Source organism: Caballeronia sp. LZ016 (assembly GCF_031450805.1).
GTDB lineage: Bacteria > Pseudomonadota > Gammaproteobacteria > Burkholderiales > Burkholderiaceae > Caballeronia.
Genome location: NZ_JARTVY010000002.1, coordinates 1084963 through 1111698, shown reverse-complemented (window position 1 = coordinate 1111698; position 26736 = coordinate 1084963). Strand labels below are relative to the sequence as shown.

The window sequence follows — 26736 nt, the reverse complement described above, 5'->3', positions numbered from 1 at the left end:
GATAGAGCGTCACGCGTTGTCATCGCCCTGGCGCAGGCTCAGGGGCATGTCCGCTGCGATTTCGCGCTGCACGTCGTCGGTCGGCCGGCCTTGATTGAACAGCGCGTTCAGCAGGATCGCCACGACCGCGGTCAGCGTGATGCCGCTGTGCGTGAGCGGTCCCGCCCAGGCGGGCATCTGGCCGAAGAACGTGGGAGCGGTCAGCGGGATGACGCCCACGCCGAGACTGATCGCGACGATGAGCAGATTGTTCTTCCTGTCGAAATCGACCTTGCTGAGAATTTTCACGCCGGTTGCCGCGACCATGCCGACCATCGCGATGCCCGCGCCGCCGAGCACGACCACTGGTATCGATGCGATCAGATTCGACAGCTTCGGCAGGAGCCCGAGCAGCATCAGGATGACGCCCGATACCGCGACCACCCAGCGGCTTTTCACGCCCGTGATGCCCACGAGCCCGATGTTCTGCGAAAACGACGAATGCGGGAACGTGTTGAAAATTCCGCCGATGACCGTTCCCAGACCGTCCGTGCGCAGGCCGCGTGTGGCGTCGCCGCGCGAGACGGGCCGCAGCGCGAGATCGCCGAGCGCGAGGAACATGCCGAGCGACTCGACCATGATCACGACCATCACGAGGCACAGCGACGCGATCGCCGCGAGATCGAAGGTCGGCATGCCGAACGCGAACGGCCTCACGGGCGCGAACCAGGCCGCCCGCCCGATGCCGGAGAAATCGACGAGGCCGAGCGGCAGCGCAATCGCAAAGCCGACCGCCATGCCGAGCAGCACCGAAATATTGCCGATGAAGCCGCGCAGATACTTGTTGATGAGCAGGATCACGAGCAGCACGATACCCGCGATCATCAGGTTGCGCGGATCGCCGAAATGCTGTGCGCCGCGTCCCCCGCCGGCCCAGTTGATCGCGACCGGAAAGAGCGTCATGCCGATGGTGAGGATGATCGTGCCGGTGACGATCGGCGGAAAAAACCGCATCAGCCGCCCGAAGAACGGTGCTATCACGATGGCGAACACGCCCGCCGCGATGGTCGCGCCGAAGATCGCGGGCAGGCCGGCGCCCGATGACGCCATCGCGACCATCGGCCCGACGGGCGCGAAGCTCACGCCCATGATGACCGGCAGGCGAATGCCGAACTTCCAGATGCCGATGCACTGCACGAGCGTCACGACGCCGCACGCGAAGAGGTCCGAGCTGATGAGGAACGCCACCTGGTCCTTCGGCAGCCTGAGCGCCGCGCCGATGATGAGCGGCACCGCGATTGCTCCGGCATACATGACGAGCACGTGCTGGATGCCGACTGCGAGCATCTGACCGAAAGGCAGCACTTCGTCGACAGGATGAGTCGTGTAGGACATCGGCGCTCCGGCGTGGCGTTTTAAGGATGCCGTTTCAGTATTGCACCGCCGGTACGTCAGAAAAATATTCGGGCTGCTATCTGCGGTATGGCGCGCTGTCTTCGTCGGTCGCGGCCCATCGGCACGGAATATTGACTGCGCGACCGACGAAACCGGCAGCATTTCCCGATTTCGGCCATTGGTCCGGAAGGATTCTGCAATAGTGGCGGCAAGTCTTTCGAATCAAGGCGCCGCGCACTGTCGAATTTCGAGATGGCGTGCTACATTCCGAGCGCCTTCAAATCCTCGGACATCGGAGCGCGATCATCCGCAGCCCCGATTTTCAGCAACGCCAAAGCACTTTCGTCGGGGCTTGGCGCCCGCAAAATCATCATTCGCACAGGAACTCGGCATGGAAATGGTCGGCGGAAAGCGGCTCGCCCAGGTATTCAGCAACAACCAGACGGAACTGTTGAACGAATGGATCACGCAACAGCACGCCATCGCGTCGCGGCGCGGACTCGTCGGCGAAGCGGAACTGCGCAATCAGTTCTCGCAGTTCGTCGGGCTGCTGCTGACGGCGCTCGGCGCTTCGGACACCGTCGACTTCAAGGGCTCCGAATGGCAGGAAGTGCGCGGGTTTCTCGCGGACATGTCCGGCCAGCGCGCCCGTCAGGGCTTCTCGCCGGTCGAAACCGCGATGTTCGTCTTCTCGCTGAAGCAACCGCTCGTGGCGCGCCTGCGCGCCGCCATGGCGACGGAACCCGCGTTGCTCGCCGATCTGACGTGGACCATCAGCGCGCTCTTCGACGAGCTCGGCCTGTACACGACCGAAGTGTTCCAGGCGAGCCGTGAGCAAGTGATCGTGCGCCAGCAACAGGAGTTGCTCGAACTGTCCACGCCTGTCGTGCAGTTGTGGGACGGCATCCTTGCGTTGCCGCTGATCGGCACGCTCGATTCCGCGCGCACGCAGGTCGTGATGGAAAACCTGCTGCAGAAGATCGTCGAGACGGGCGCGGCCATTTCGATCATCGACATCACCGGCGTGCCGACCGTCGATACGCTTGTCGCACAGCATCTGCTCAAGACGGTCGCCGCCGCGCGCCTGATGGGCGCGGACTGCATCATCAGCGGCATCCGTCCGCAGATCGCGCAGACCATCGTGCATCTCGGCGTGAACCTGTCGAACGTGACGACCAAGGCGACGCTCGCCTCCGCGTTCGTCGTCGCGCTGCAGCGCACCGGCAAGTCGGTGACGGTGGCCGGCGCGCAGGACAACGGGGCGCGCAAGCACGCGGCCGCCGGCATGCACGATTCGTCGTTGCCGGAATGACGGCGCGCGAGTTCTTCCACAGCATGCAACGCGACTGAACAGGGCCACGCGATGGATCGCATTCCAATTCTCACGATGGGCAAGCTGTTGCTCGTCACCATTCAGGTGGACATGCATGACCGCCTCGCGCTCGCGCTGCAGGACGATCTGACGAGCCGCATCGTGAAAGACGGTGCGAACGGCGTGCTGATCGACATTTCATCGCTCGATGTCGTCGATTCCTTCATCGGGCGCATGATCGGCAATACGGCGGCGATGGCGCGCGTGCTCGACGCGCAGACGGTCGTCGTCGGGATGCAGCCTTCGGTCGCGATCACGCTGGTCGAGCTCGGCCTCACGCTGTCGGGCGTGCGGACGGCGCTCAACGTCGAAAAGGGCATGGCGCTCCTTACCGGCGGCGGTGCGGCCTGACGGCCGCAAGTGAACCAGTCCATGATGACTTTTCATCCAACGGCCACGCCGGTCGCCTCGTCTCCGCCCGATACGCTGCCGATCCGCTCCGACGAGCAGATCGTGCGCTTGCGCCAGTTCGTGCGCGAGAAGGCGGTGGCGCAGGGTTTGTCCCTCATCGATCAAACCAAGTTCGTGACGGCGGCGAGCGAGCTGGCACGCAACACGCTCATCTACGGCGGCGGCGGCGACGTGCATTGCACGCTCGTCGAACGCAATGGCCGCCGTGGCCTCAAACTGGAATTCGTCGATAACGGGCCCGGCATTCCCGACATCGCCCGCGCGCTTTCCGACGGCTACACCTCGGGCAGCGGCCTCGGGCTCGGTCTCGGCGGCGCCAAACGCCTGTGCGACGAATTCGATATCCGCTCCGCGCCGGGTGAGGGCACGCACGTCTCGATCACCAAATGGAAACCGTTCTGAAGGAATCAATGGCGGCGCAGCAGCGATACGAGATTGCCGAGGCGAGCCAGATCGCCTTCGCGCGACGCTCGATCGGCGAACTCGCGCGCGGACTCGGTTTCAACGAGACGGTCGCCGGGCAACTGGCGATCGTCGTCACCGAATGCGGGACCAATCTCCTCAAGCACGCCGGAAGCGGCGAACTGCTCGTGCGTCCGCTGATGGACGGCCCGCAGCGGTACGGCATCGAGGTGCTGTGCATCGATCGCGGGCCGGGCATTCAGGACCTTTATCGTTCGTTCGAAGACGGCTATACGACGGCCGGCAGCCCCGGCAACGGCATGGGCGCGATCAGGCGGCTGTCCGGCGAACTCGATATCTGGAGCATGCCGGGCCACGGCACCGTGCTGCGCGCGGTGTGCTGGAACGGGCCGCGCTCCGTATCGCCGAAAGAAGCGCGCGTGACCTACGGCGTGGTGAACCTGCCGCTTCAGACGGAAACCGTGAGCGGCGATGCGTGGTCCTGCCACGCCGGCGACGACGCCTTTACCGTGCTCGTCGCCGATGGCCTCGGCCACGGGCCGCTCGCGAACGTCGCCGCGATCGAGGCGGCGCGCGTGCTCGGCACGCACGGCGATGCGCCGCTCGAACGCATCATGGAGCTCGCCAACGAGGCGCTGCGACCGACGCGTGGCGCGGCGGTCGGCGTGGCGCGCATGCCGGCTGCGCGACTGGCTGCGGGCGGCAAGGTCGCCTTCGCCGGCATCGGCAATATCTCGGCGAGCGTGTGGACGCACGATTCGCACCGGCATCTGGTGTCGCACAGCGGCATCGTCGGGCATTCGGCGCGGCGCGCGCAGCAATTCGACGTGCCTTGCCCACCCGATTCGCTCGTCGTGCTGCATTCGGACGGACTCGGGTCCCGCTGGGATCTCGAACGCTATCCGGGCCTGGGCGCGCGTCATCCGGCGCTCGTCGCCGCGGTGCTCTATCGCGATTTCTCGCGCGGCCGCGACGACGTGACCGTGTTCGTCGCGCGGGCGACGGGAGCCGCATGATGGCGCTTGCGCTCTACTCGATGGGAATCGACGGCGAGCGCGATATCGTCGCCGCTCGTCGCAAGGCGCGCGAGGCGAGCGCCGCGCTCGGTTTCTCGACGCAGGACCAGACGCGCATCTCGACTTCCGTGCTCGAAGCCGCGCGCACGGTGCTGGCGGCCGGCCCGCACGCGCACGCCGAATTTCTGCTCGACAACGCCACGCATCCGCCGCGTTTCGTCGTGCGCTTTCTCGCCGGCGCCGGCGCGCGAGAGCGCCTTCGCGCGATGCAGAGCGATGCGTCGCAGGCGGCGCTCGGCCTGCTCGCCGCCCAACGGTTGATGGACCAGTGCGCGATCGCCGACGATCCCGACGGCGGCACGTCGATCTCGCTCGCGAAGGCGCTGCCCGAGAACGCACCGCTCCATCCGAACGCAGCGCAAACGGTCGCCGCGACGCTCGCGCGCCAGGACAACGAAGACTCGACCGCCGAACTGGCGCGCCAGAACCGCGAACTGATCGGCGCGCTCGCCGATCTGCGCGAGCGCCAGGAAGAGCTGACGCGTCTCACGCGCGAGCTCGAGGACACGAACCGCGGCGTCGTCGCGCTGTACGCGGAACTCGATGCGCGCGCGGATCATCTGCGCCGCGCGGATGAATCCAAGTCGCGGTTCCTGTCGAACATGAGCCACGAATTCCGCACGCCGCTTTCGTCGATCCGCGCGCTCTCGAAGCTGCTGCTGGAACGCATCGACGGCGATCTGACGGAAGAGCAGGAGAAGCAGGTGCGCTTCATCCGCAAGGCGGCGGAGGATCTGTCCGAAACCGTCGACGATCTGCTCGATCTCGCGAAGATCGAAGCGGGCAAGATCGAAGTGCGCGCCGCCGAATTCGAAGTGGATACGCTTTTCTCCGCGCTGCGCGGCATGCTGCGTCCGCTCACGCCGGGCAACGCGGTCGAACTGATATTCGAGCCGTGCGAAGGTCTTCCGCCCATTCGCACCGACGAAGCCAAGGTCGCGCAAGTGCTGCGCAACTTCGTGTCGAATGCGCTCAAGTTTACCGAGCGCGGCGAAGTGCGCGTGTCAGCGAGCTATGACGAAGCTCGCCGTCTCATCACGTTCTCGGTGACGGATACGGGCATCGGCATCGCGCCGGAGCATCAGCAGGTCGTGTTCGAGGAGTTCGGGCAGGTCGAGAACCGGCTGCAGCAATACGTCAAGGGCACGGGGCTCGGGCTGCCGCTCTGCCGCAAGCTCTGCAAGCTGCTGGGCGGCGATGTATCGCTCGAAAGCGAACTTGGGCGCGGCTCGACCTTCAGCGCGACGATTCCCGCCTTCTACGGCGCATCCGAGGCCGCGCAGAGCGCCGCGCACGGTGACGCGGGCCCGGCGGTGCTGCTCGTCGCGAGCAATCCTATCGAACGGCTCGATTGCGAAGCCGTGCTGCGGCAGTCGCCGTATCGCACGACGAGCGCCGCCACGCTCGATGAAGCGAGCCGCGCGCTCTCCCGCACGCCGCCCGCCGCGCTGCTGCTGGCCGTGCGGCCCGCGCCGTCGGAAGCGTGGATCTGGCTCGCCGCGCTGCGCGCGCAGGCGGCCACGCGCGACATTCCTGTTGTCGTGCTCGGCGAACCGGAAGACCGAGATGAAGCCGGGGCGCTGGGTGCAGCCGCGTTCGTGCAGAAACCGATTACGGGCGGCGAACTGGCCGGCGTGCTGGACATGGTGTCGGGCAGAGTGAACGGGGCGCTTCGCGGGGAAGGAACGACATCATGAAAAGCGACTGGAGCGAGGTGCTGATCCTCAACGTCGACGATAACGACGGCGCGCGGTACGCGAAGACGCGCATCCTGTCGCGGGCGGGTTTCAACGTGATCGAAGCCGGGACCGGCACCGCCGCGCTCGAACGCGTGCGCGCCGAGTCGCCCGATCTCGTGCTGCTCGACGTGAAGCTGCCCGATATCAACGGACTCGAAGTGTGCCGCCAGATCAAGGCGTCGCCGGAGACGGCGGGGACGCTCGTGCTGCAGACATCGGCGGCGGCGGTGCATAGCCTCGATCGCATTCGCGGTCTCGAAGGCGGCGCGGACAGCTATCTGACCGAGCCCGTCGAGCCGGCCGAACTGATCGCGCACGTGCGCGCGCTGCTGCGCGTGCGGCTTGCGGAAAGCGCGTTGCGCGAGAGCGAAGAACGCTTCCGGCAGCTCGCCGACAATATCGACGATGTCTTCTGGATGCTCGATCCCGCCGCCAACACGCTGCTTTACGTGAGCCCCGCCTATGCGCGGCTGTGGGATTCCGGCGAAGGCGCGCCCCCGCCGCACCCCGGCGCGGATCACTGGTCCGGCGAGATTCATCCGCTCGACCGCGAACATGTGGCGGCGGCGTATCGGCAATTGCTTGCGAGCGGCGCGCCGTATCAGGTCGAATACCGCATCGCGCGGGCGCATGGCGGGCCGCGCTGGGTGGCCGAGCGTGCGTCGCAGGTGCGCGGCGCGGATGGGCGGCCGGTGCGGATTGCGGGCATCGTCAACGATATCTCCGAGCGCAAGGCCGCCGAGATGCTGTTGCGCGACGCGGATCGCCGCAAGGATGAATTTCTCGCGATGCTCGCGCACGAGCTGCGCAATCCGCTCGCGCCGATCCGCAATGCGGTCGATCTGCTCGATCCGCAACGCGCGCCCTCTGTGCAGCACTTCGCGACGGTGCGAACGATCATCGACCGCCAGGTGCGGCACCTGAGCCGTCTTGTCGACGATCTGCTCGATGTCGCGCGCATCACGCAGGGCAAGATCACGCTGCGTCAGGAAACGGTGGACGTGGCGGCGGCGGTGGAAGCAGCGATCGAGACCGCGCAGCCCGCGCTGGAGCGCAAGCGTCACAAGCTCACGACGCGACTCGCGGATGCGCCGCTCTACATCGTCGGCGACAGCGTGCGCATTGCGCAGGTGTTCGGCAATCTGCTGTCGAATGCGTCGAAGTACAGCCTCGAGGAAGGCGAGATCGCGATCGAGACCGCGCAGTTCGGCGACGAAGTGCGGATCGCGGTGCGCGACAAGGGTATCGGCATCACAGCGGACATCCTGCCGCATATTTTCGATCTGTTCGTGCAGTCCGAAACATCGCTGGAACGCTCGGAGGGCGGGCTCGGCATCGGCTTGCCGCTCGCAAAGACGCTCGTCGAACTGCAGGGCGGGCGTATCGAGGCGCATTCGGCGGGGCCGCAGCAGGGCAGCGAGTTCGTCGTGTGGCTGCCGCTTGCGAACGAGCCGCCGCCCGCGCCGCATCATGCCGACGAAGCGCCGCGCGTGACGGGCGGCAAGCGCGTGTTGCTCGTCGATGACAGCGTCGACGCGGCGACCGCGATGGCGCTGCTGCTCGAAGCGGACGGCTTCGACGTACGCACCGCGCACGAAGGGGCCGAGGCGTTGGAGATCGCGGAGGCGTTCTTGCCGCAGATCGTGCTGCTCGATATCGGCTTGCCCGGCATGGATGGCTACAGGCTGGCTGCGGAAATGCGCACGCGCCCCGCTACCGCCGATGCGTTGCTGATCGCCGTGACGGGATACGGCCAGGCGCATGACCGTCAGCGATCGAAGGAAGCGGGCTTCGATCATCATCTCGTGAAGCCGGTGGCTTTTGCCGAGATTCAGCGGGCTGTGCAGGGAAGGTTCGGGGAGTAGGGGCGTTGCTCGGACGCTTCACAAGCATTGCCGGACGATCTCCGGGACGACGAGTGTGAGCACCATCGGAGCGATGACTTTCAGGGCGCGGAGGATGCGCTCGGGCGGGGCACGGCTCCCGCACGGCCGACTAAGTGCAGGCCGCAAGACCTGCAGTTGCTTGCCGCGCGGAGGACAGGCGGCTGGCTACAGCGAAGACGCGGAATTTCCGAATCGAGGCAGGATGCCGGTCGACGATCGGTGGCGCGAACGGGAGGCCATCCCCTCGATGGAGCGCGCTCTTGTTCATGCGTGCGCCGTCTGCGGCTCGGGCGGCGCGGCGCTCGCGGTAAGTGTCGAGGTCCGCAGCGTTCTTCGGCATCGGTCGTCCTTATGCCTTCGCCGTTGCCGCCCGCGCCCGGTCGATCCACTCGCGGTTGTGCTGCTTAGCGTAGCGCGGCCAGTGTTGGGCGTCGCGCAGGATGTCGGCGAAAAGCGCCTTGGCGCGCGTTGTGTCTTGCGCGTCGTCACGCTTGAGCAGCCATTCCCCGTACAAGCAGCGCGGCGCCGCGTCGCTTGCGCACGTAAGGGCGCGTTCGAACGCGTCGCGAGCTTCCGGCAATTGCAATGCCGCAAGGGTTCTCGCATGCAGCAGGCTGGCCTCCGGCTCCTGCCGCGCGGCCGGCAGGATCGAGAAGAGCTTATTGAGCGTGGCATTCGCGGCTGCCGGCTGTTGCGCCGAGAACTGCGCATCGGCGAGCGTGCGTAACAGTGCGGGGTCATCGGCGAATGGACCGCTTGCCGCTTGCTCGAGATGTTCGAGCGACTCCTGCGCCTTGCCCGCTGCGAGCAGCGCCTGACCGAGCCGTAGACGATGCTGCACGCTCGGCGCGCGATCCAGATCGTTGCGCGCCTCTCGCACGGCCCGGTTCGGGTCGATGAATCGCGTGACGGTGCGGGTTGCGGCACGCGCGCGATGCGAATGCTTCAGATCGGGCAAGTAGATCGCGAAGAAATATACGACGCTACCCAGCAACGGAAACACGAACAAGATGTACAGCCAGTACATCTCCTGGCGATTACGGACGGCATGGTAGGCGAAGAACAAGGCGATGATCACATGCGCCCCAATGCCGAGGAAAGAAAATTCGGAATAAAGGCTCAACAGCAAGTCGGTCATGGTGTTGTCGTTATGGTTCGTTGTTCTTAGCAGATCCGTCTGCCGCTTCCCGTTGTCGCTTTAGTTTGCCGCCACCCAGACGGAATCGAGATTGCGCAGATCGCCTTGAGTCACCGCGAGCTTCTGCTGCGCAATAAGCTGCGCGAATCGCCATTTGCAGAAGAGATCGCTGCGTCCAGAACGATGCATCGCCGCGCCGAGCAGCTCGCCGCTCAGCAGCTTGACCGGCGCCGTGCTGGCGAGCGCAGCGAATTCGGCGTCGTAGCGATCGATCGGATACGACACGAGACGCCCGCTTTCACAGACTCGCACGGCATCGCCGTCCTGCTTGAGCGCGGCCCAGTCGTTCGCGAGTTGCGCGCGCATTGCCGGCGTGCACGGCGTGCGCGCGGAGACGAGCGAGGCCGCCTGATCGATGTCGAGCGCAAGCGCCTGACCTTTCGGTATCGAGCGCGCGATGTCGCGCAGGCTCACGTCGATCTCGCTGACTGTCACGGCGGCATCCCTGAGCCACCAATGCGCGCGTCGGCGCAGCGCCTGCTCTGCGTCGGCGTGCTCCGCCCAGATCACGACTTCCGATGCATCGCGTACGAGCTGACCGAACCGGCGATTCATGTCGCGCAGCTCGCCGTACCAGTCCATCTTCGCTTCGTCTTCGTGGTCGAAACCGCCGCATGCGAAGAGCGCCTTCATGAAGGCAACGCGGGCGTCGGGCGCGTCCGTATCGACATCGGCGAGCGGGCCGATCGAGCCATCGTCCAGTATCTCGATGACCGGCTCGCGCAACGACGCGCGCAACATTGCCGCAGCCGAACCGCCCTGGCACAGGTGATGGATGGGTTTCATGAGCTCCTCCGTTCAGCTACGCGCCTGCCGGTGCAGCCGGCGCAAAGGCGCTGACTATAGCCGAATCCTCATCTCGAATTTAGTGGGCGCGTGAGTTCATCGTCTCGCTCTCGATACCGCCCAGCGCCTGGAAGAGAGCAGCCGTATCGGCAAGACGGCTTGCATGGGCGATCGTGCGATCGAGCTGCGTTTGCAGCGCCTGTCTTTGCGTATCGAGCATATCGAAGCGGCTCACGCCGCCTGCCGTGAAGCGTGCACGGGCGGTCGCAAGGTTCGCTTGCGCCTCGTTCGCTGCGATATCGCGGGCGCGCACGGCGTGGGCATCGTTTTGCAGCGCGGTCAACGCATCCGCGACTTGCTGAAGCGCGCCGAGCACGGTCTCGCGATACGCGCTCGTCGCGGCGTCGCGGGCGGCTTCCGCCGAGCGCTTTCTCGCACGCAGCTCGCCGCCGCGAAAGAGCGGCTGCGACAGGCCGAGTCCGATGTTCCACACGTTCATCCTGTCGAACATGTCGTGGATATTCGTGCGCTGCGAGCCGGCGCTCGCCGATAGCGAGAACTTCGGATACAGGTCTGCCGTCGCCACGCCGACGTTCGCGTTCGCCTGATGCAGCAGCGCTTCGGACGCGCGAATGTCGGGGCGTTCGCGGGCGAGCGTCGACGGCAGCGTAAGCGGGACGTCATCGGGTACGCGCAGGGTATCGAGCGTGAGCGCGTCGAAGTCCGCGTTCGACGGCTCGACGCCCAGCAGAATCGCGAGCCGGTGATCGGCTGCATCGCGCTCGGCGAGGAGTGCGGGCAGGCTCGCGCGCGTTTGCTCGACGAGCGTGCGTTGGCTGCGCACATCGAAGCGTGACACGCCGCCGGCCGTCATGCGCGCTTCCATGATCGAAAGCTGCTGCGCCTGCGCATCCACGATGCCCTGCGTCAGCGTGATCCGGGCCTGCAACGATGCCCGTCGAATGGCGGTCGAAACGACGTTGCCTGCAATCGACAGGCGGGCTGCATCGAGTTCGAACGCCTGATAGTCGACTTGCGCGCGCAGTGCTTCGAGCGCACGCCGGTCGCCGCCGAAGAGGTCGAGCGAATACGTCACGTTCACCGATGCATCGTATAGCGTGAAGGGACCGGGACTCGGCACCGGCACGCCGAACGCGGCGGGGTCCACTTTCTGCCGCGAGCCGGAGAGCGAAGCATCGACCGCGGGATAATAGGCGGCGCCCGCTTGCGCCCGGTAGTCCTCGCGCGCTTGCGTCAGCCGCGCGCGGGCTTGCGCGACCGTGGGGCTGTTGCGCAATGCCTCATCGACGAGGCGGTTCAGCGCATCGGATGCGAATTGCTTCCACCATTGCGGTAGCGCGTGATCGGCAATCGGCAAAGCGGGCGACGCGCTTCGCGTGTAGGTTTGCGTATCGGGCGCGGCGGGCGCGTGAAAGTCCGGGCCGACGGTGCAGCCGCCGAGCAAGAGCACGCATACGGCTAGTCTGGTTTTCATCGGCGTGTCTCCTAGTCGAGCGTGCGTTTGTAGAAACGCAGCGCGATACCCATGACGATCAGCGTGAAAAGCGCCATCGGCCACACGGACGGCCACAAGTCTGCCCAGCCGTTTCCCTTCAGGAGAATGCCGCGAATGAGACGGTTGAAATAGGTGAGCGGCAACAGGTTGCCGATGAATTGCGCCCACTTCGGCATGCCCGAGAACGGGAACATGAAGCCGGACAGCAGGATATTCGGCAGGAAATAGAAGACGGTGAGCTGCATGGCCTGCAACTGATTCTGCGCAAGCGACGACAGCGTGATGCCGACCGTCAGGTTCGCGGCGATGAAGAGCAGCGCAGCCAGATAGATGGCGACGGGATTGCCGATCAATGGAACGCCGAAGACGAAGCGCGTCGCCACGAGAATGATCGTCGCCTGTATCAGTCCGATGAACACATAAGGCACGATCTTTCCCGTCATCACTTCGACAGGACGCACGGGTGTTGCAAGCAGATTCTCCATCGTGCCGCGTTCGCGTTCGCGCGTGATGGCGAGGCCCGTCATCATCACGAGGGTCATCGTCAGGATCACGCCCATGAGGCCCGGCACCACGTTGTATTGCGTGATGCCTTCGGGGTTGTAGAGATTGTGGACGCGTACGTCGAATGCGGCGGGCGCGCCATTGAGCGGTGCAAGCGGGCCGGTGATGTCTTTGGACGCGACAGAGCGAACGAGGCCGTTCAGCGCGTTCGTTGCCTTGCTGACCGCGTTGGGATCGGTCGCGTCCGCTTCGAGGAGCAATGCGGGACGTTCTCCGCGCAGGAGCTTGCGCGAGAAATCCGTCGGAATGTTCAGCACGAACAGTACGCGGCCTTGTGCGAGCGCGCGCCGGCCGGCTTCGTCATCGGGAAGCGTTTCGACGATATAAAAGTACTCCGAATTATGCATCGCGGCGATGAAGCTCCGCGTGAACGGGCTGGATTCCCCGGCGATGACCGCAGTGGGCAAGTGCTTCGGATCGGTGTTGATCGCATAGCCGAAGAGCGCGAGCTGCACGATCGGCAAGCCGACGATCATGCCGAACGTGATCCGGTCGCGCCGCAGTTGCAGGAACTCCTTGAGCACGATGCTCCACCAGCGCATCAGCGAGAAACCGTTGCGCGCACTCATGACTTCGCCTTGAAGTTATCGGTCGAGCGGCTCATCAGGTAGATGAACACGTCTTCGAGTCCCGTGTCGATCTGCTCGGCGCGCAACGCGGTGTGCTTCACTGCATCGCTGATTGCGCGCTCGAGCGCGGCATGGTCGCTGCCGCTTGCATGCAGCGTCGAGCCGAACACGACGGTCTGATCGATGCCCGGCGTCTTGCGCAGCCGTTCCGAGAGTGCGCTCAACTGGTCGCCATGGATGCGCCATGTCGCGAGCCCTTGCGATGCGATCACTTCGTTCGCGGTGCCTTGTGCAAGCAGCTTTCCGTATGCGATGTAGGCGAGCTTGTGGCAGCGCTCGGCTTCGTCCATGTAGTGCGTGCTGACCAGAACCGAGATACCGTTCGCAGCCAGCCGATGCAACTCCTCCCAGAAGTCCCGACGCGCGGTGGGATCGACGCCGGCGGTGGGCTCGTCGAGCAGGAGCAGCCGGGGTTGGTGCAGCATGCATGCAGCGAGCGCGAGACGTTGCTTCCAGCCGCCCGAAAGCGATCCGGTCAACTGGTTTGCGCGGCTCTGCAGGCCGAGGGATTCGAGCGAACTGTCCACCACTTGCCGGCGATTGGGCATCTGATAGATGCGCGCGACGAAGTCGAGGTTCTCGCGGATGGTCAGGTCTTCCCAATACGAGAAGCGTTGCGTCATATAGCCGACGTTGCGCTTGATCTGCTCGCTTTCGCGCACGATGTCGTAGCCGAGGCAGGTGCCGCTGCCTGAATCAGGCGTGAGCAGGCCGCACATCAGGCGTATGGACGTGGTCTTGCCGCTTCCGTTCGGCCCGAGAAAGCCGAAGATTTCGCCGCGCGCGACTTGCAGCGAGACATCGTTGACGACGTGCTTGTCGCCGAAGTGCTTGTTGAGCTTGTGCACGTCGATGACGTACTGCGGTTCATGCTTGCCGGCCGGCTCGCTCATGGCAGCCTCACTGCGACGGGCTGGCCCGGATGCAGCGTGCGCGCATCGGCTGCATTGGCGTGCGCCTCGATCATGAAGACGAGCTTGGCCCGGCTTGCATTGCTGTAGATGACGGGCGGCGTGTACTCGGCTTGCTGCGAGATGTAGGTAACTTTCGCGGCGACATCGGCGGTGCAGCCGTCGCAATGAATCGACACGGCACGTCCGGTAGCCAGCGCACCGACCACGCGTTCCGGCACGAAGAAGCGCACCTTGACGTTCCCGGGCGGCAACATCTGCACGACGGGACTGCCTGCCTGCACCCACTCGCCAGGACGATAGAGGGTGTCGTACACGAGGCCATCGGCGGGGGCCGCGACACGCTTCTGATCGAGCTTCCATCGCGCTTGCGCGACGACAGCCTCGGCGGCTGCAACTTGCGCTCGCTGCGCCGCGATCTGCTGCGGACGTCCAGGCAAACGCGCGATATCGACCTGTTCCGTCAGGTCGCGCACCTGCGCGGCAGTGGCGTCCGCGTTGGCGCGCGAGTCGTCGAGCTGTCCCTTCGGGATGCCGCCTGCATCGTATTGCGCTTCATCGCGGCTCAGTTGCAGCGCGGCCTTGCGTGCGTTCGCCCGTGCCCGCGCGAGCTGCGCTCGCACGGATGCGACTTCGGGCGCGCGCTTGCCGGTGAGTATGTCTTCGAGTTGCGATTGCGTCGCGGCCAGTTGCCGTTTCGCCTGATCGAGGGCTGCGGTCTCATCGGCGGATTCCAGCGCGAACAATGGGGTTCCCGCCGCTATCGTCTGTCCCCGCGCGATGGACAAGTCGACGAGCTTGCCCGCCTGCGACGACCCGACATAGACGAACTCGCCCTCGACGTAGCCCTGAAACAAGTTGGGGTCTTCACGCGAGCACGCCGCGAGCAGCGTCGCGGCAAGCACACATGAACAGAGTGAAACGCGAAAAATCCGGAGCATCGCTCGCTCCCTGGGTTACTCGTCCGGGTTGTTTGGTTGGTCTACCAAACAATACGTGACGCGATTCACGGCTGTCAAGCAAGGCCCCCGGGAATAGATCGCGATGTGCGCGGGTTAACCAAGCGAACCTCGATGCTTGAATCCCGGGTCGAGCGAATCGGATGCAGCGGGCATCGCCCTCTGCGCTCGATGAGGTTTGCGAATCGCGCGCGATCTCACTCAACCTTATGTCGGAGTCTCTTTATCATGAATAGCATCGCCAAAGTCGTCGTGTCGGTTGCCGCGATCGTCGCACCGGCCTTATCCTTCGCGCAGAGCAATAGCGCGCCGCTCACTCGCGCGCAAGTCCGGGCCGAGCTGGCGCAACTCCAGGCCGCCGGGTATTCAACGGCGGCGGGAGAAAATGCCACTTATCCCGCCGACATTCAGGCGGCTGAGGCAAGGGTCGCCGCGCAGCAGAGCGCGGCCAGCCAATCGTACGGGGGCATGCAGTCGGGCGAAGGGGCCTCGGGAACGATGCAGCGCGGCGCATCGTCCGCGTCGACTTGCGTAGGGCCGGCCGGATTTTGCGTGCCGTTCTTCGGGAGCTGAGCGTTTCGTTCTGAAGCATACGGTGTGGTGGCGGCGGCGGTCGGTCGTTAATCGGTGGCTGGCGCCGCTTTATTGAGCAGCGGAGACGAGAAGAAAAATAATTGAGAAAAGGGGGTTGACCTCTTGTTGCTGCCCAGACATAATCTCGTTCTCTGCTGCTGACGCAGCGACGCAAGACGAAGCGGGAAGGTCTAGCGAATGTTCTTTAAAAACTAACAGCCGATAAGTGTGGGCGCTTGATGGCGAGTGCGGTTCTGGTGCTTAGGTGCTGGAGCGACAAGCAAAAGTAATCAAGAGTCTCACACGAAGTATTAAGAGGAAGGTTTATCTGTCTTCTGACGGATTAATCATCGTCAGTACGTTGAGTGAGCGACCGGTTTCTAACGGAACCGAAAAACAGTAACAGGGTTTGAACTGAAGAGTTTGATCCTGGCTCAGATTGAACGCTGGCGGCATGCCTTACACATGCAAGTCGGACGGCAGCGCGGGCTTCGGCCTGGCGGCGAGTGGCGAACGGGTGAGTAATACATCGGAACGTGTCCTGTAGTGGGGGATAGCCCGGCGAAAGCCGGATTAATACCGCATACGATCTACGGAGGAAAGCGGGGGATCTTCGGACCTCGCGCTGCAGGGGCGGCCGATGGCAGATTAGCTAGTTGGTGGGGTAAAGGCCTACCAAGGCGACGATCTGTAGCTGGTCTGAGAGGACGACCAGCCACACTGGGACTGAGACACGGCCCAGACTCCTACGGGAGGCAGCAGTGGGGAATTTTGGACAATGGGGGCAACCCTGATCCAGCAATGCCGCGTGTGTGAAGAAGGCCTTCGGGTTGTAAAGCACTTTTGTCCGGAAAGAAAACTTCGTCCCTAATATGGATGGAGGATGACGGTACCGGAAGAATAAGCACCGGCTAACTACGTGCCAGCAGCCGCGGTAATACGTAGGGTGCGAGCGTTAATCGGAATTACTGGGCGTAAAGCGTGCGCAGGCGGTCTGTTAAGACCGATGTGAAATCCCCGGGCTTAACCTGGGAACTGCATTGGTGACTGGCAGGCTTTGAGTGTGGCAGAGGGAGGTAGAATTCCACGTGTAGCAGTGAAATGCGTAGAGATGTGGAGGAATACCGATGGCGAAGGCAGCCTCCTGGGCCAACACTGACGCTCATGCACGAAAGCGTGGGGAGCAAACAGGATTAGATACCCTGGTAGTCCACGCCCTAAACGATGTCAACTAGTTGTTGGGGATTTATTTCCTTAGTAACGTAGCTAACGCGTGAAGTTGACCGCCTGGGGAGTACGGTCGCAAGATTAAAACTCAAAGGAATTGACGGGGACCCGCACAAGCGGTGGATGATGTGGATTAATTCGATGCAACGCGAAAAACCTTACCTACCCTTGACATGGTCGGAACCCTGCTGAAAGGTGGGGGTGCTCGAAAGAGAACCGGCGCACAGGTGCTGCATGGCTGTCGTCAGCTCGTGTCGTGAGATGTTGGGTTAAGTCCCGCAACGAGCGCAACCCTTGTCCTTAGTTGCTACGCAAGAGCACTCTAAGGAGACTGCCGGTGACAAACCGGAGGAAGGTGGGGATGACGTCAAGTCCTCATGGCCCTTATGGGTAGGGCTTCACACGTCATACAATGGTCGGAACAGAGGGTTGCCAAGCCGCGAGGTGGAGCCAATCCCAGAAAACCGATCGTAGTCCGGATCGCAGTCTGCAACTCGACTGCGTGAAGCTGGAATCGCTAGTAATCGCGGATCAGCATGCCGCGGTGAATACGTTCCCGGGTCTTGTACACACCGCCCGTCACACCATGGGAGTGGGTTTCACCAGAAGTAGGTAGCCTAACCGCAAGGAGGGCGCTTACCACGGTGGGATTCATGACTGGGGTGAAGTCGTAACAAGGTAGCCGTATCGGAAGGTGCGGCTGGATCACCTCCTTTCTCGAGCTTCGCGCTTAAAGTTAAGCGCTCACGCTTATCGGCTGTCAGAAAGACAGGCTAAGGGTCTGTAGCTCAGTCGGTTAGAGCACCGTCTTGATAAGGCGGGGGTCGTTGGTTCGAATCCAACCAGACCCACCATCCGAATCAGGCGTGGCTGGGCAACACCTTAGTCAGGCCTCATCGGGGGATTAGCTCAGCTGGGAGAGCACCTGCTTTGCAAGCAGGGGGTCGTCGGTTCGATCCCGTCATCCTCCACCAATCCTCAATGCCTAGCGCTTCGGGTAAGCGTTAAGCATTGGCGATTGCTAGCCAGTTGATGTCGCAAGTATTGAAACACGCTTGTCGGCTAAACGTTCTTTAACAATCTGGAAGAAGTAGTAAAGAGAATCTGGGAAAGCGCTTAGAGATGGGCGTGAGTAGCAGGTTCAGGGTAGTGATTGTATCGAGTATGAAAAGTGATCTTAATGATGACTTGGAATACGGCACAACGCGAAAACTCAGCCTATGGCGGATGTGGCTCGATGAGAGACGCACTCGTTATAGGGTCAAGCGAACAAGTGCATGTGGTGGATGCCTTGGCGATCACAGGCGATGAAGGACGCGGTAGCCTGCGAAAAGCTTCGGGGAGCTGGCAAACGAGCATTGATCCGAAGATGTCCGAATGGGGAAACCCGGCCCGTATGGGTCACCCATGACTGAATACATAGGTCATGTGGAGCGAACGCGGTGAACTGAAACATCTAAGTAACCGCAGGAAAAGAAATCAACCGAGATTCCCAAAGTAGTGGCGAGCGAAATGGGAAGAGCCTGTACTCTTTATCTGCATTGTTAGCTGAACGCTCTGGAAAGTGCGGCCATAGCAGGTGATAGCCCTGTAAGCGAAAGCAGCGTGGAAGAACTAGGGGTACGACAAGTAGGGCGGGACACGTGAAATCCTGTCTGAAGATGGGGGGACCATCCTCCAAGGCTAAATACTCGTGATCGACCGATAGTGAACCAGTACCGTGAGGGAAAGGCGAAAAGAACCCCGGGAGGGGAGTGAAATAGATCCTGAAACCGCATGCATACAAACAGTCGGAGCCTCGCAAGGGGTGACGGCGTACCTTTTGTATAATGGGTCAGCGACTTACGTTCAGTAGCGAGCTTAACTGATTAAGGCAGGCGTAGCGAAAGCGAGTCCGAATAGGGCGATCAGTTGCTGGGCGTAGACCCGAAACCAAGTGATCTATCCATGGCCAGGTTGAAGGTGCGGTAACACGTACTGGAGGACCGAACCCACTAACGTTGAAAAGTTAGGGGATGAGCTGTGGATAGGGGTGAAAGGCTAAACAAACTTGGAAATAGCTGGTTCTCTCCGAAAACTATTTAGGTAGTGCCTCGTGTATCACCTTCGGGGGTAGAGCACTGTCATGGTTGTGGGGTCCATTGCGGATTACTACGCCATAGCAAACTCCGAATACCGAAGAGTGCAATCACGGGAGACAGACATCGGGTGCTAACGTCCGGTGTCAAGAGGGAAACAACCCAGACCGCCAGCTAAGGTCCCCAAGATTGGCTAAGTGGGAAACGAAGTGGGAAGGCTAAAACAGTCAGGAGGTTGGCTTAGAAGCAGCCACCCTTTAAAGAAAGCGTAATAGCTCACTGATCGAGTCGTCCTGCGCGGAAGATGTAACGGGGCTCAAGCCAGTCACCGAAGCTGCGGATGCGTACGCAAGTACGTGTGGTAGGAGAGCGTTCCGTAAGCCTGCGAAGGTGTGTCGAAAGGCATGCTGGAGGTATCGGAAGTGCGAATGCTGACATGAGTAGCGATAAAGGGGGTGAAAAGCCCCCTCGCCGTAAGCCCAAGGTTTCCTACGCAACGTTCATCGGCGTAGGGTGAGTCGGCCCCTAAGGCGAGGCAGAAATGCGTAGCTGATGGGAAGCAGGTCAATATTCCTGCACCATTGTTAGATGCGATGGGGGGACGGATCGCGGAAGGTTGTCCGGGTGTTGGACGTCCCGGTCGCTGCATTGGAGAAGGTGCTCAGGCAAATCCGGGCACAGGATTCAAGGGTGTGGCGCGAGCTTCTTCGGAAGCGAAGCAATTGGAAGTGGTTCCAAGAAAAGCCTCTAAGCTTCAGTCTAACGATGACCGTACCGCAAACCGACACAGGTGGGCGAGATGAGTATTCTAAGGCGCTTGAGAGAACTCGGGAGAAGGAACTCGGCAAATTGGTACCGTAACTTCGGGATAAGGTACGCCTCTGTAGCTTGACTGGCCTGCGCCAGAAGGGTGAAGAGGTTGCAATAAACTGGTGGCTGCGACTGTTTAATAAAAACACAGCACTCTGCAAACACGAAAGTGGACGTATAGGGTGTGACGCCTGCCCGGTGCCGGAAGATTAAATGATGGGGTGCAAGCTCTTGATTGAAGTCCCGGTAAACGGCGGCCGTAACTATAACGGTCCTAAGGTAGCGAAATTCCTTGTCGGGTAAGTTCCGACCTGCACGAATGGCGTAACGATGGCCACACTGTCTCCTCCCGAGACTCAGCGAAGTTGAAGTGTTTGTGATGATGCAATCTCCCCGCGGCTAGACGGAAAGACCCCATGAACCTTTACTGTAGCTTTGCATTGGACTTTGAACCGATCTGTGTAGGATAGGTGGGAGGCTATGAAACCGGAACGCCAGTTTCGGTGGAGCCGTCCTTGAAATACCACCCTGGTTTGTTTGAGGTTCTAACCTTGGTCCGTGATCCGGATCGGGGACAGTGCATGGTAGGCAGTTTGACTGGGGCGGTCTCCTCCCAAAGCGTAACGGAGGAGTACGAAGGTACGCTAGGTACGGTCGGAAATCGTGCTGATAGTGCAATGGCATAAGCGTGCTTAACTGCGAGACCGACAAGTCGAGCAGGTGCGAAAGCAGGTCATAGTGATCCGGTGGTTCTGTATGGAAGGGCCATCGCTCAACGGATAAAAGGTACTCTGGGGATAACAGGCTGATACCGCCCAAGAGTTCATATCGACGGCGGTGTTTGGCACCTCGATGTCGGCTCATCTCATCCTGGGGCTGTAGCCGGTCCCAAGGGTATGGCTGTTCGCCATTTAAAGAGGTACGTGAGCTGGGTTTAAAACGTCGTGAGACAGTTTGGTCCCTATCTGCCGTGGGCGTTGGATATTTGAAGGGGGCTGCTCCTAGTACGAGAGGACCGGAGTGGACGAACCTCTGGTGTACCGGTTGTCACGCCAGTGGCATCGCCGGGTAGCTATGTTCGGAAGAGATAACCGCTGAAAGCATCTAAGCGGGAAACTCGCCTTAAGATGAGATATCCCCGGGGCTTCGAGCCCCTTGAAGGGTCGTTCCAGACCAGGACGTTGATAGGTCAGGTGTGTAAGTGCAGTAATGCATTGAGCTAACTGATACTAATTGCCCGTAAGGCTTGATCCTATAACCAGTGTGTTTCGCAGTGAGTTAGCGCTTTAGCGCTTACTCACTGCAACCCCCGAAGGGGGCACGCCGGTTGAGTGACGCGACTGTGCCCAACAGTCACTACCGAATCTACTTCTTCCCAGATTGGTTGTGCCGTCCCCAACGCGCACAACAACAAGTCATGCCTGATGACCATAGCGAGTCGGTCCCACCCCTTCCCATCCCGAACAGGACCGTGAAACGACTCCACGCCGATGATAGTGCGGATCCCCGTGTGAAAGTAGGTAATCGTCAGGCTCCTCATGCCTTAAACAAAAACCCCACCCCTCAAAGGTGGGGTTTTTGCGTTTGGGACACCAGGTTCTCGACACGATTCAACGCTGCAAGAGCTGAACGACGCAAACTTGTCGGTAAAATGGCGCGATGCCGACCCCATCGGAGCGCCTATGAGAACGAGTCTGTTGATTGCCGCGGTCAGCATCGCGATGTTGACGACAGCATGCGGCAAGAAGAACGATGCGAGCGAGTCCAGTCTCGGCGACGCGATCACCGCCGACATGAAAACGAATCGCGGCCTCTTGTGCCTCAACCGCAGCGGACGCGGTCCCTTCACCTTCCCGTCCACGTATTCGGCACGCGATCTCAACGAATACTCCGCCGCCGCGTTACGCGAGCAACTGGCCGCGCTCGAGAAGAGCGGTCTGATCGCGCGAGCGGCGTCGGCGCCGACGAACGCCAGTCCCAACGCACAGCAGAATGCCGTCGCTTATAGCCTGACGGGCGAAGGGCAAAAATACGCAGTCGAAACGGTCAGACAAGCGGGCGACCCGAACGCCACGCCCGACAACCGTGCATGGATGCTCTGCTACGCACGCGTGAAGCTCGACAAGGTCGTCGCCTGGACGGAGCCCGACCCCAGCGCGCATCGCACGGATGTGACTTATACCTACAAGCTCGACAACATCGCTCCGTGGGCGGATGACCGCGACATCAAACGCGCGTTCGCCGATCTCGTCGCCGCCGACCGCGAAGCCGGCGAAACGAAGCTCCATCTGACGCTCGAGCAGCGGCCGGACGGCTGGGCAAGGGTGGACTGAGGGACGTGTCGGCCACTTTCGAGGACCTTCCCGCCGGCCCGCCGCGCATGTCCGATGTTGCGCGGCTCGCCGGAGTTTCGAAGATGACGGTATCGCGCGTGCTTGCCGGACATAGCGTGGCCCTCGCGACGCGCGAGCGCGTGCAGAAAGCGATCGACGAACTCGGCTACGTAGCGGATGCCGCCGCTGGCGCTCTGTCGTCGGGGCGGTCGGAATTCGTCGCGGTACTGGTCCCGTCGCTATCGAGTTCCAATTTCTCCGACACCGTGCGCGGCCTTTCCGCGGCATTGGAGCCGCACGGCCTGCAACTGCTCATCGGCGACACCGACTACCACCTCGACCGCGAAGAAAACCTGGTGCGATCGATGCTGCGCCACCAGCCGCGCTGCATCGCGCTGACCGGTTCGCGCCATACCGAAGCGACGCGCACGCTGTTGCGCCGCTCGGGCGTGCCTGTCGTCGAGATGTGGGACTTCCCTTCCGATCCGATCGATGCCGCCGTCGGCTTTTCCAACGTCAACGCCGCGCGCGAGATGGTGCGCTATCTCGCGGAGCGCGGTCACGAGCGTATCGGGTTTCTCGGCGGTGCAAGCGAGCTGGACCGGCGTGGCCTCGATCGTCTGAAGGGCTTTCGGACGGAGATGAAAGCGCGCGGCCTGGACGCCGGGCGCGTCGTCCGTCTGGGCGATTCACCGATCACCATGAGCCACGGCGGCCCCGCGATGGCCGCGCTCCTCGATGCATGGCCCGACACGCAAGCCGTGATGTGCGTGAGCGACATGTCCGCGTTCGGCGCGATAATGGAATGCCGTCGGCGCGGGCGCTCGGTGCCTGACGACATCGCTGTTGCGGGCTTCGGGAATTTTGAAGTGGCCGCCTGCTGCGCGCCATCGATCACGACGGTCTCCGTCGACGCATACGGCATCGGCACGCGAACCGGCGCGGCGCTGCTGGCCGCACTCGAAGCATATGATCAGGGCGTCGCAAGGCGCGCGGGCAAGCGCATCCGCATCGACTATCACGTGATTCCGCGCGAGAGCGCGTGAGCCAACGGAAGGCCAGCCGATGCATGGTACTATGATTGAATGTTACCGGTAACAACATAACACCAGCACCCCACGGAGAGAGACATGTCCCAGCAAACAACCCGCCGCCTGCGCAGTCAGGAATGGTTCGACGATCCTTCGCACGCCGATATGACCGCGCTCTATGTCGAGCGCTTCATGAACTACGGCCTGACGCGCGAGGAGTTGCAGTCGGGCCGGCCGATCATCGGCATCGCGCAGACGGGCAGCGATCTCGCGCCGTGCAATCGCCATCACATCGAGCTGGCCGCGCGCACGAAAGCCGGTATCCGTGACGCCGGCGGCATCCCGATGGAATTCCCGGTGCATCCGCTCGCGGAGCAGAGCCGCCGCCCGACCGCCGCGCTCGACCGCAACCTTGCATACCTCGGCCTCGTTGAAATCCTGCATGGCTTTCCGCTGGATGGCGTCGTCCTCACGACCGGCTGCGACAAGACCACGCCCGCCTGTCTGATGGCCGCAGCCACCGTCGACATGCCCGCAATCGTGCTTTCCGGCGGCCCCATGCTGGACGGATGGTACGAAGGCAAGCGCGTCGGCTCCGGCACGGTCATCTGGCATGCGCGCAATCTGCTCGCCGCTGGCGAGATTGATTACGAAGGCTTCATGCGACTGACGACGGCTTCGTCGCCGTCGATCGGCCATTGCAACACGATGGGCACTGCGCTCTCGATGAACAGTCTCGCCGAAGCGCTCGGCATGTCATTGCCGACGTGCGCGAGCATTCCGGCCGCGTATCGCGAGCGCGGACAGATGGCGTATGCAACGGGCAAGCGCATCGTCGACATGGTGCGCGAGGATCTGCGTCCGTCGAAGATCATGACGCGCGACGCATTCCGCAACGCGATCGTCGTTGCCTCGGCGCTCGGTGCGTCGACTAACTGCCCGCCGCATCTGATCGCCATTGCGCGGCATATGGGAATCGAACTGAGTCTCGAAGACTGGCAGCGCGACGGCGAGCAGGTGCCGCTCATCGTCAATTGCATGCCGGCCGGTGAATATCTGGGCGAGAGCTTCCATCGCGCGGGCGGGGTGCCGGCCGTGTTGCGTCAACTCGATGCAGCGGGCCTGCTGCATCGCGACTGTGACACGGTCTCGGGCCGCACGATCGGCGAAATTGCCGACGAAGCGCCCGCCGCCGACCGCGATGTCATCCGCACGGCGGACGATCCGCTGAAGCACGGTGCGGGCTTCATGGTGCTGTCGGGCAATTTCTTCGACAGCGCGATCATGAAGATGTCCGTAGTCGGAGAAGCGTTCACCAAAACGTATCTGAGCGAGCCGGGCGCGGAGAATATCTTCGAAGCGCGGGCGATCGTGTTCGATGGCCCCGAGGATTACCACGACCGCATCAACGATCCCGCGCTCGAAATCGACGAGCATTGCATCCTCGTGATTCGTGGTTGCGGCACGGTGGGTTATCCGGGCAGCGCGGAAGTGGTCAACATGGCGCCGCCCGCGGAACTGATCAAGCGCGGCGTCGATTCGCTCCCCTGCATGGGCGATGGCCGACAAAGCGGCACGTCAGCGAGCCCGTCGATTCTCAACATGTCGCCGGAAGCGGCCGTGGGCGGCGGTCTCGCGCTGTTGCGCACGAACGACCGCATCCGCGTCGACCTGAACGCGCGCTCGGTCAATGTGCTGCTCGATGAAGCGGAACTCGCGAGCCGTCGCGACGAAGCCGCGTTCGCCGCGCCCGTCGCGCAGACGCCGTGGCAAGAACTGTATCGGCAGACGGTCGGGCAGCTATCGACCGGCGGCTGTCTCGAGCCGGCGACGCTCTATCTGAAGGTCATCGAGACGCGCGGCAATCCACGCCATTCGCACTGAGCGTCACACGCGCGCATCGCGCCGTTGGGCGATGCGCGGCTCGATCTTCAGCGTCGGCATCGTGCCGCTTTCGATGTGATGCTGCACGGCGTCGGCGGCGTCGAAGTATCGGCGCTCGTCGAGCCAGTGCCAGACAGCGGCGAGGAAGAGGCCGAGCCCTGCGTGACCGCAATGCGCGATGACATCGGCGATGCCTTCCGCCAGGCTCTGATCGCGTCCGTGTGATGTGAATGCGCCCGCAACATGCGATGCGGTGCGCGAGACGAGCATCGCGTGCATCGAATGCAATTGCGGATTGAATGCGCGCGAAGCGTGACTTCTGTTTCTGCTGCCGCCCATAGGGCCCCCGTGGTCCATGCCGGCGTGCCGCGTCTTTTGCCGACGCGCGCCGCCGTTAGTTATTCGATGCGCCGTTTTCCGGCTTCGCGCCAAGTACGCAAGAACCGGGCCGACGGTTCGAAACTTGCTCACTCGCTTGCCTGGTGAGTGCCTGCGCGGGCCGCGCGGTTGGCTGACGGCGAACGCAAGGCGCCCTTTCTACATTCCGTATGAACGAACGCAACCCATCCGCCTATGCGCCAACGCATCGCTATCTGCGTGCTCGCCTTGCTTGCAGGATGCTCCTCGCGCAGTGAGGAGCCGCATCCACCGATAACGAACCAGCCGCAGCCGCTGAGGCACGCGACGCATACGTCCGCGGGCTTCGAGAACAATTACCGTCATCTGCCGCGCGAGTCGTTTCTCAAGTGGCAATGGGAACGCTTCACGCAAGGGCTGCCGAAACCGCCGGCGAATGGCTATCGCTTCCCGATGGCGCGTCCCGACGTCGCGTTTCTAAAAGCGAATCGCAGCGTCGATACGCTCACGTGGATCGGTCACGCGAGCGCGCTTGTGCAGATCGACGGCGTCAACGTGCTCACCGATCCGGTTTTCTCCGAGCGCGCATCGCCGGTTTCCTTCGCGGGCCCGAAGCGCAAGACGCCGCCGGGCCTGACGCTTGATGAACTGCCGCATATCGACGTCGTCCTCATCTCGCACAATCACTACGATCATCTCGACAAGCCGAGCATCGAGGCGCTGAATCGCCAAGCGGGCGGCCCGCCGCGCTTTCTCGTGCCCCTGGGCGTGAAGGCGTGGATGACGCGCATCGGCGTGACGAACGCCGAAGAACTCGACTGGGGCGACGCAACGCACGCCGCCGGACTCGATATCTGGTTCACGCCGGCGCAGCACTGGTCAGCGCGCACGCCGTTCGATCGCGCGGAAACGTTGTGGGGAAGCTGGGTCCTCAAGACGCCGCAGGGCGCGGCCCGTCCGTATTCCTTTTTCTTTGCGGGCGACACCGGCTACTCGCCCGATTTCCGCGATATCGGTGCGCAATTCGGCGGCTTCGATCTCGCGCTGATTCCGGTCGGCGCTTACGATCCCCGCTGGTTCATGGGCGCGCAGCATGTCGATCCGGAAGAAGCGGTCCGCATTTTCGCGGACCTTCACGCGAGAAGAGCCATCGGCATTCACTGGGGCAGCTTCGAACTAACCGATGAACCGCTCGACGAACCCCCGCGCCGCCTCGCCGATGCGGTGCGCAACGCCGGCCTTCCTGCCGATGCCTTCACCGTCCTCGAGCACGGTCAGACGATCCGGCTGAACGCCCGCTGATAACGCGCAGCATGAAAAAACGCGCGGGCCTCGAAAGAGCCCGCGCGTCAGTCAATGCAACACTTGCCTTGCAACCAGCGTCATCGCCTGAATACGCCGAGCAGCAGGGTCGCGAGGAAGATCACGATGAAGATGAAGAACAGGATCTTGGCGATTTCCGCCGCGCCCGTCGCGATCCCGCCAAAGCCGAAAAAGGCCGCGATGAGCGCAATGATGAAGAATATGACAGCGTAACGGAGCATGAAGCCTCCCACGGGGATCGGTTGGTGAGTTCGATTCGCATGCGGACTGGACACC

Annotated in this window: 20 protein-coding genes, 2 tRNA genes and 3 rRNA genes; 16 read left to right on the top strand and 9 right to left on the bottom strand. The window is 62.6% G+C overall.

Annotation, left to right across the window (positions count from 1 at the left end; translation table 11 throughout):
* Positions 1 to 9 precede the first annotated feature (9 nt).
* The gene (locus P9220_RS18685; protein ID WP_309766637.1) at positions 10 to 1374 is read right to left on the bottom strand and encodes a nucleobase:cation symporter-2 family protein; all 1365 of its coding nucleotides are present in this window, start codon (positions 1372 to 1374) and stop codon (positions 10 to 12) included.
* A 391-nt stretch (positions 1375 to 1765) separates the two neighbouring features.
* Here P9220_RS18685 and P9220_RS18680 point away from each other — a divergent pair, with 391 nt between their 5' ends.
* From P9220_RS18680 to P9220_RS18655, 6 genes are read left to right on the top strand one after another with little or no spacing between them, the layout of a single operon-like run.
* Positions 1766 to 2686, top strand: a complete 921-nt coding sequence (locus P9220_RS18680) for an STAS domain-containing protein (protein WP_309766636.1) — start codon at positions 1766 to 1768, stop codon at positions 2684 to 2686.
* A gap of 51 nt (positions 2687 to 2737) precedes the next feature.
* A complete protein-coding gene (locus P9220_RS18675; RefSeq protein WP_309766635.1) occupies positions 2738 to 3097 on the top strand; it encodes an STAS domain-containing protein in 360 nt (119 codons plus the stop codon).
* 21 nt (positions 3098 to 3118) lie between these two features.
* Positions 3119 to 3559 carry an anti-sigma regulatory factor gene (locus tag P9220_RS18670; protein ID WP_309766634.1) on the top strand — a complete coding sequence of 147 codons (441 nt, stop codon included), beginning with the start codon at positions 3119 to 3121 and terminating at the stop codon, positions 3557 to 3559.
* The gene (locus tag P9220_RS18665; protein ID WP_309766632.1) at positions 3544 to 4596 is read left to right on the top strand and encodes an ATP-binding protein/SpoIIE family protein phosphatase; all 1053 of its coding nucleotides are present in this window, start codon (positions 3544 to 3546) and stop codon (positions 4594 to 4596) included. Before P9220_RS18670 ends, P9220_RS18665 begins: the two co-directional genes overlap by 16 nt.
* Positions 4593 to 6353 carry an ATP-binding protein gene (locus P9220_RS18660; RefSeq protein WP_309766631.1) on the top strand — a complete coding sequence of 587 codons (1761 nt, stop codon included), beginning with the start codon at positions 4593 to 4595 and terminating at the stop codon, positions 6351 to 6353. Before P9220_RS18665 ends, P9220_RS18660 begins: the two co-directional genes overlap by 4 nt.
* A complete protein-coding gene (locus P9220_RS18655) occupies positions 6350 to 8260 on the top strand; it encodes a response regulator (RefSeq protein WP_309766630.1) in 1911 nt (636 codons plus the stop codon). The genes P9220_RS18660 and P9220_RS18655 overlap by 4 nt, the downstream gene beginning before the upstream one ends.
* 370 nt (positions 8261 to 8630) lie before the next feature.
* Here P9220_RS18655 and P9220_RS18650 read toward each other — a convergent pair whose 3' ends face one another.
* The 6 genes from P9220_RS18650 to P9220_RS18625 all read right to left on the bottom strand — a co-directional run bounded on the left by P9220_RS18650 (position 8631) and on the right by P9220_RS18625 (position 14826).
* Positions 8631 to 9419, bottom strand: a complete 789-nt coding sequence (locus P9220_RS18650) for a hypothetical protein (RefSeq protein ID WP_309766629.1) — start codon at positions 9417 to 9419, stop codon at positions 8631 to 8633.
* Between the two features lie 60 nt (positions 9420 to 9479).
* Entirely contained in the window at positions 9480 to 10265 is a 786-nt protein-coding gene (locus P9220_RS18645; RefSeq protein WP_309766627.1) for a DUF1835 domain-containing protein, read from the bottom strand.
* A 79-nt stretch (positions 10266 to 10344) separates the two neighbouring features.
* Positions 10345 to 11760 (bottom strand): efflux transporter outer membrane subunit, encoded by a 1416-nt coding sequence (locus P9220_RS18640; protein ID WP_309766625.1) that lies wholly within the window; start codon positions 11758 to 11760, stop codon positions 10345 to 10347.
* A gap of 11 nt (positions 11761 to 11771) precedes the next feature.
* Positions 11772 to 12914 (bottom strand): ABC transporter permease, encoded by a 1143-nt coding sequence (locus P9220_RS18635; RefSeq protein ID WP_309766624.1) that lies wholly within the window; start codon positions 12912 to 12914, stop codon positions 11772 to 11774.
* Positions 12911 to 13867 (bottom strand): ABC transporter ATP-binding protein, encoded by a 957-nt coding sequence (locus tag P9220_RS18630; RefSeq protein ID WP_309766623.1) that lies wholly within the window; start codon positions 13865 to 13867, stop codon positions 12911 to 12913. The genes P9220_RS18635 and P9220_RS18630 overlap by 4 nt, the downstream gene beginning before the upstream one ends.
* Positions 13864 to 14826, bottom strand: a complete 963-nt coding sequence (locus P9220_RS18625) for an HlyD family efflux transporter periplasmic adaptor subunit (RefSeq protein ID WP_309766622.1) — start codon at positions 14824 to 14826, stop codon at positions 13864 to 13866. The genes P9220_RS18630 and P9220_RS18625 overlap by 4 nt, the downstream gene beginning before the upstream one ends.
* Before the next feature lie 246 nt (positions 14827 to 15072).
* Between P9220_RS18625 and P9220_RS18620 the strand changes: the two genes are divergently transcribed.
* From P9220_RS18620 to P9220_RS18580, 9 genes are all read left to right on the top strand, one after another.
* Positions 15073 to 15417 (top strand): DUF4148 domain-containing protein, encoded by a 345-nt coding sequence (locus tag P9220_RS18620; protein WP_309766621.1) that lies wholly within the window; start codon positions 15073 to 15075, stop codon positions 15415 to 15417.
* 411 nt (positions 15418 to 15828) lie between these two features.
* A 16S ribosomal RNA gene (locus P9220_RS18615) occupies positions 15829 to 17360 on the top strand.
* 61 nt (positions 17361 to 17421) lie between these two features.
* Positions 17422 to 17498 (top strand) — tRNA-Ile (locus P9220_RS18610).
* Positions 17499 to 17542: 44 nt separating this feature from the next.
* Positions 17543 to 17618, top strand: a tRNA-Ala gene (locus P9220_RS18605).
* 285 nt (positions 17619 to 17903) lie between these two features.
* Positions 17904 to 20786, top strand: a 23S ribosomal RNA gene (locus tag P9220_RS18600).
* Between the two features lie 166 nt (positions 20787 to 20952).
* Positions 20953 to 21065, top strand: a 5S ribosomal RNA gene (rrf, locus tag P9220_RS18595).
* Together the 16S, 23S and 5S rRNA genes with 2 tRNA genes alongside form the textbook arrangement of a ribosomal RNA operon.
* A 149-nt stretch (positions 21066 to 21214) precedes the next feature.
* Positions 21215 to 21865 carry a hypothetical protein gene (locus P9220_RS18590; RefSeq protein WP_309766619.1) on the top strand — a complete coding sequence of 217 codons (651 nt, stop codon included), beginning with the start codon at positions 21215 to 21217 and terminating at the stop codon, positions 21863 to 21865.
* 47 nt (positions 21866 to 21912) lie between these two features.
* A complete protein-coding gene (locus P9220_RS18585) occupies positions 21913 to 22911 on the top strand; it encodes a LacI family DNA-binding transcriptional regulator (protein ID WP_309766833.1) in 999 nt (332 codons plus the stop codon).
* 84 nt (positions 22912 to 22995) lie between these two features.
* Positions 22996 to 24780, top strand: a complete 1785-nt coding sequence (locus tag P9220_RS18580) for an IlvD/Edd family dehydratase (RefSeq protein ID WP_309766617.1) — start codon at positions 22996 to 22998, stop codon at positions 24778 to 24780.
* Positions 24781 to 24783: 3 nt separating this feature from the next.
* Here the strand turns inward: P9220_RS18580 and P9220_RS18575 are convergent, their stop codons facing one another.
* On the bottom strand, positions 24784 to 25119 hold the full coding sequence (locus tag P9220_RS18575) for a hypothetical protein (protein ID WP_309766615.1): 336 nt from the start codon (positions 25117 to 25119) through the stop codon (positions 24784 to 24786).
* A gap of 234 nt (positions 25120 to 25353) precedes the next feature.
* Here P9220_RS18575 and P9220_RS18570 point away from each other — a divergent pair, with 234 nt between their 5' ends.
* The gene (locus tag P9220_RS18570) at positions 25354 to 26439 is read left to right on the top strand and encodes an MBL fold metallo-hydrolase (RefSeq protein WP_309766614.1); all 1086 of its coding nucleotides are present in this window, start codon (positions 25354 to 25356) and stop codon (positions 26437 to 26439) included.
* Between the two features lie 80 nt (positions 26440 to 26519).
* Here the strand turns inward: P9220_RS18570 and P9220_RS18565 are convergent, their stop codons facing one another.
* A complete protein-coding gene (locus P9220_RS18565) occupies positions 26520 to 26681 on the bottom strand; it encodes a DUF1328 domain-containing protein (RefSeq protein WP_035967564.1) in 162 nt (53 codons plus the stop codon).
* Positions 26682 to 26736: the final 55 nt, after the last annotated feature.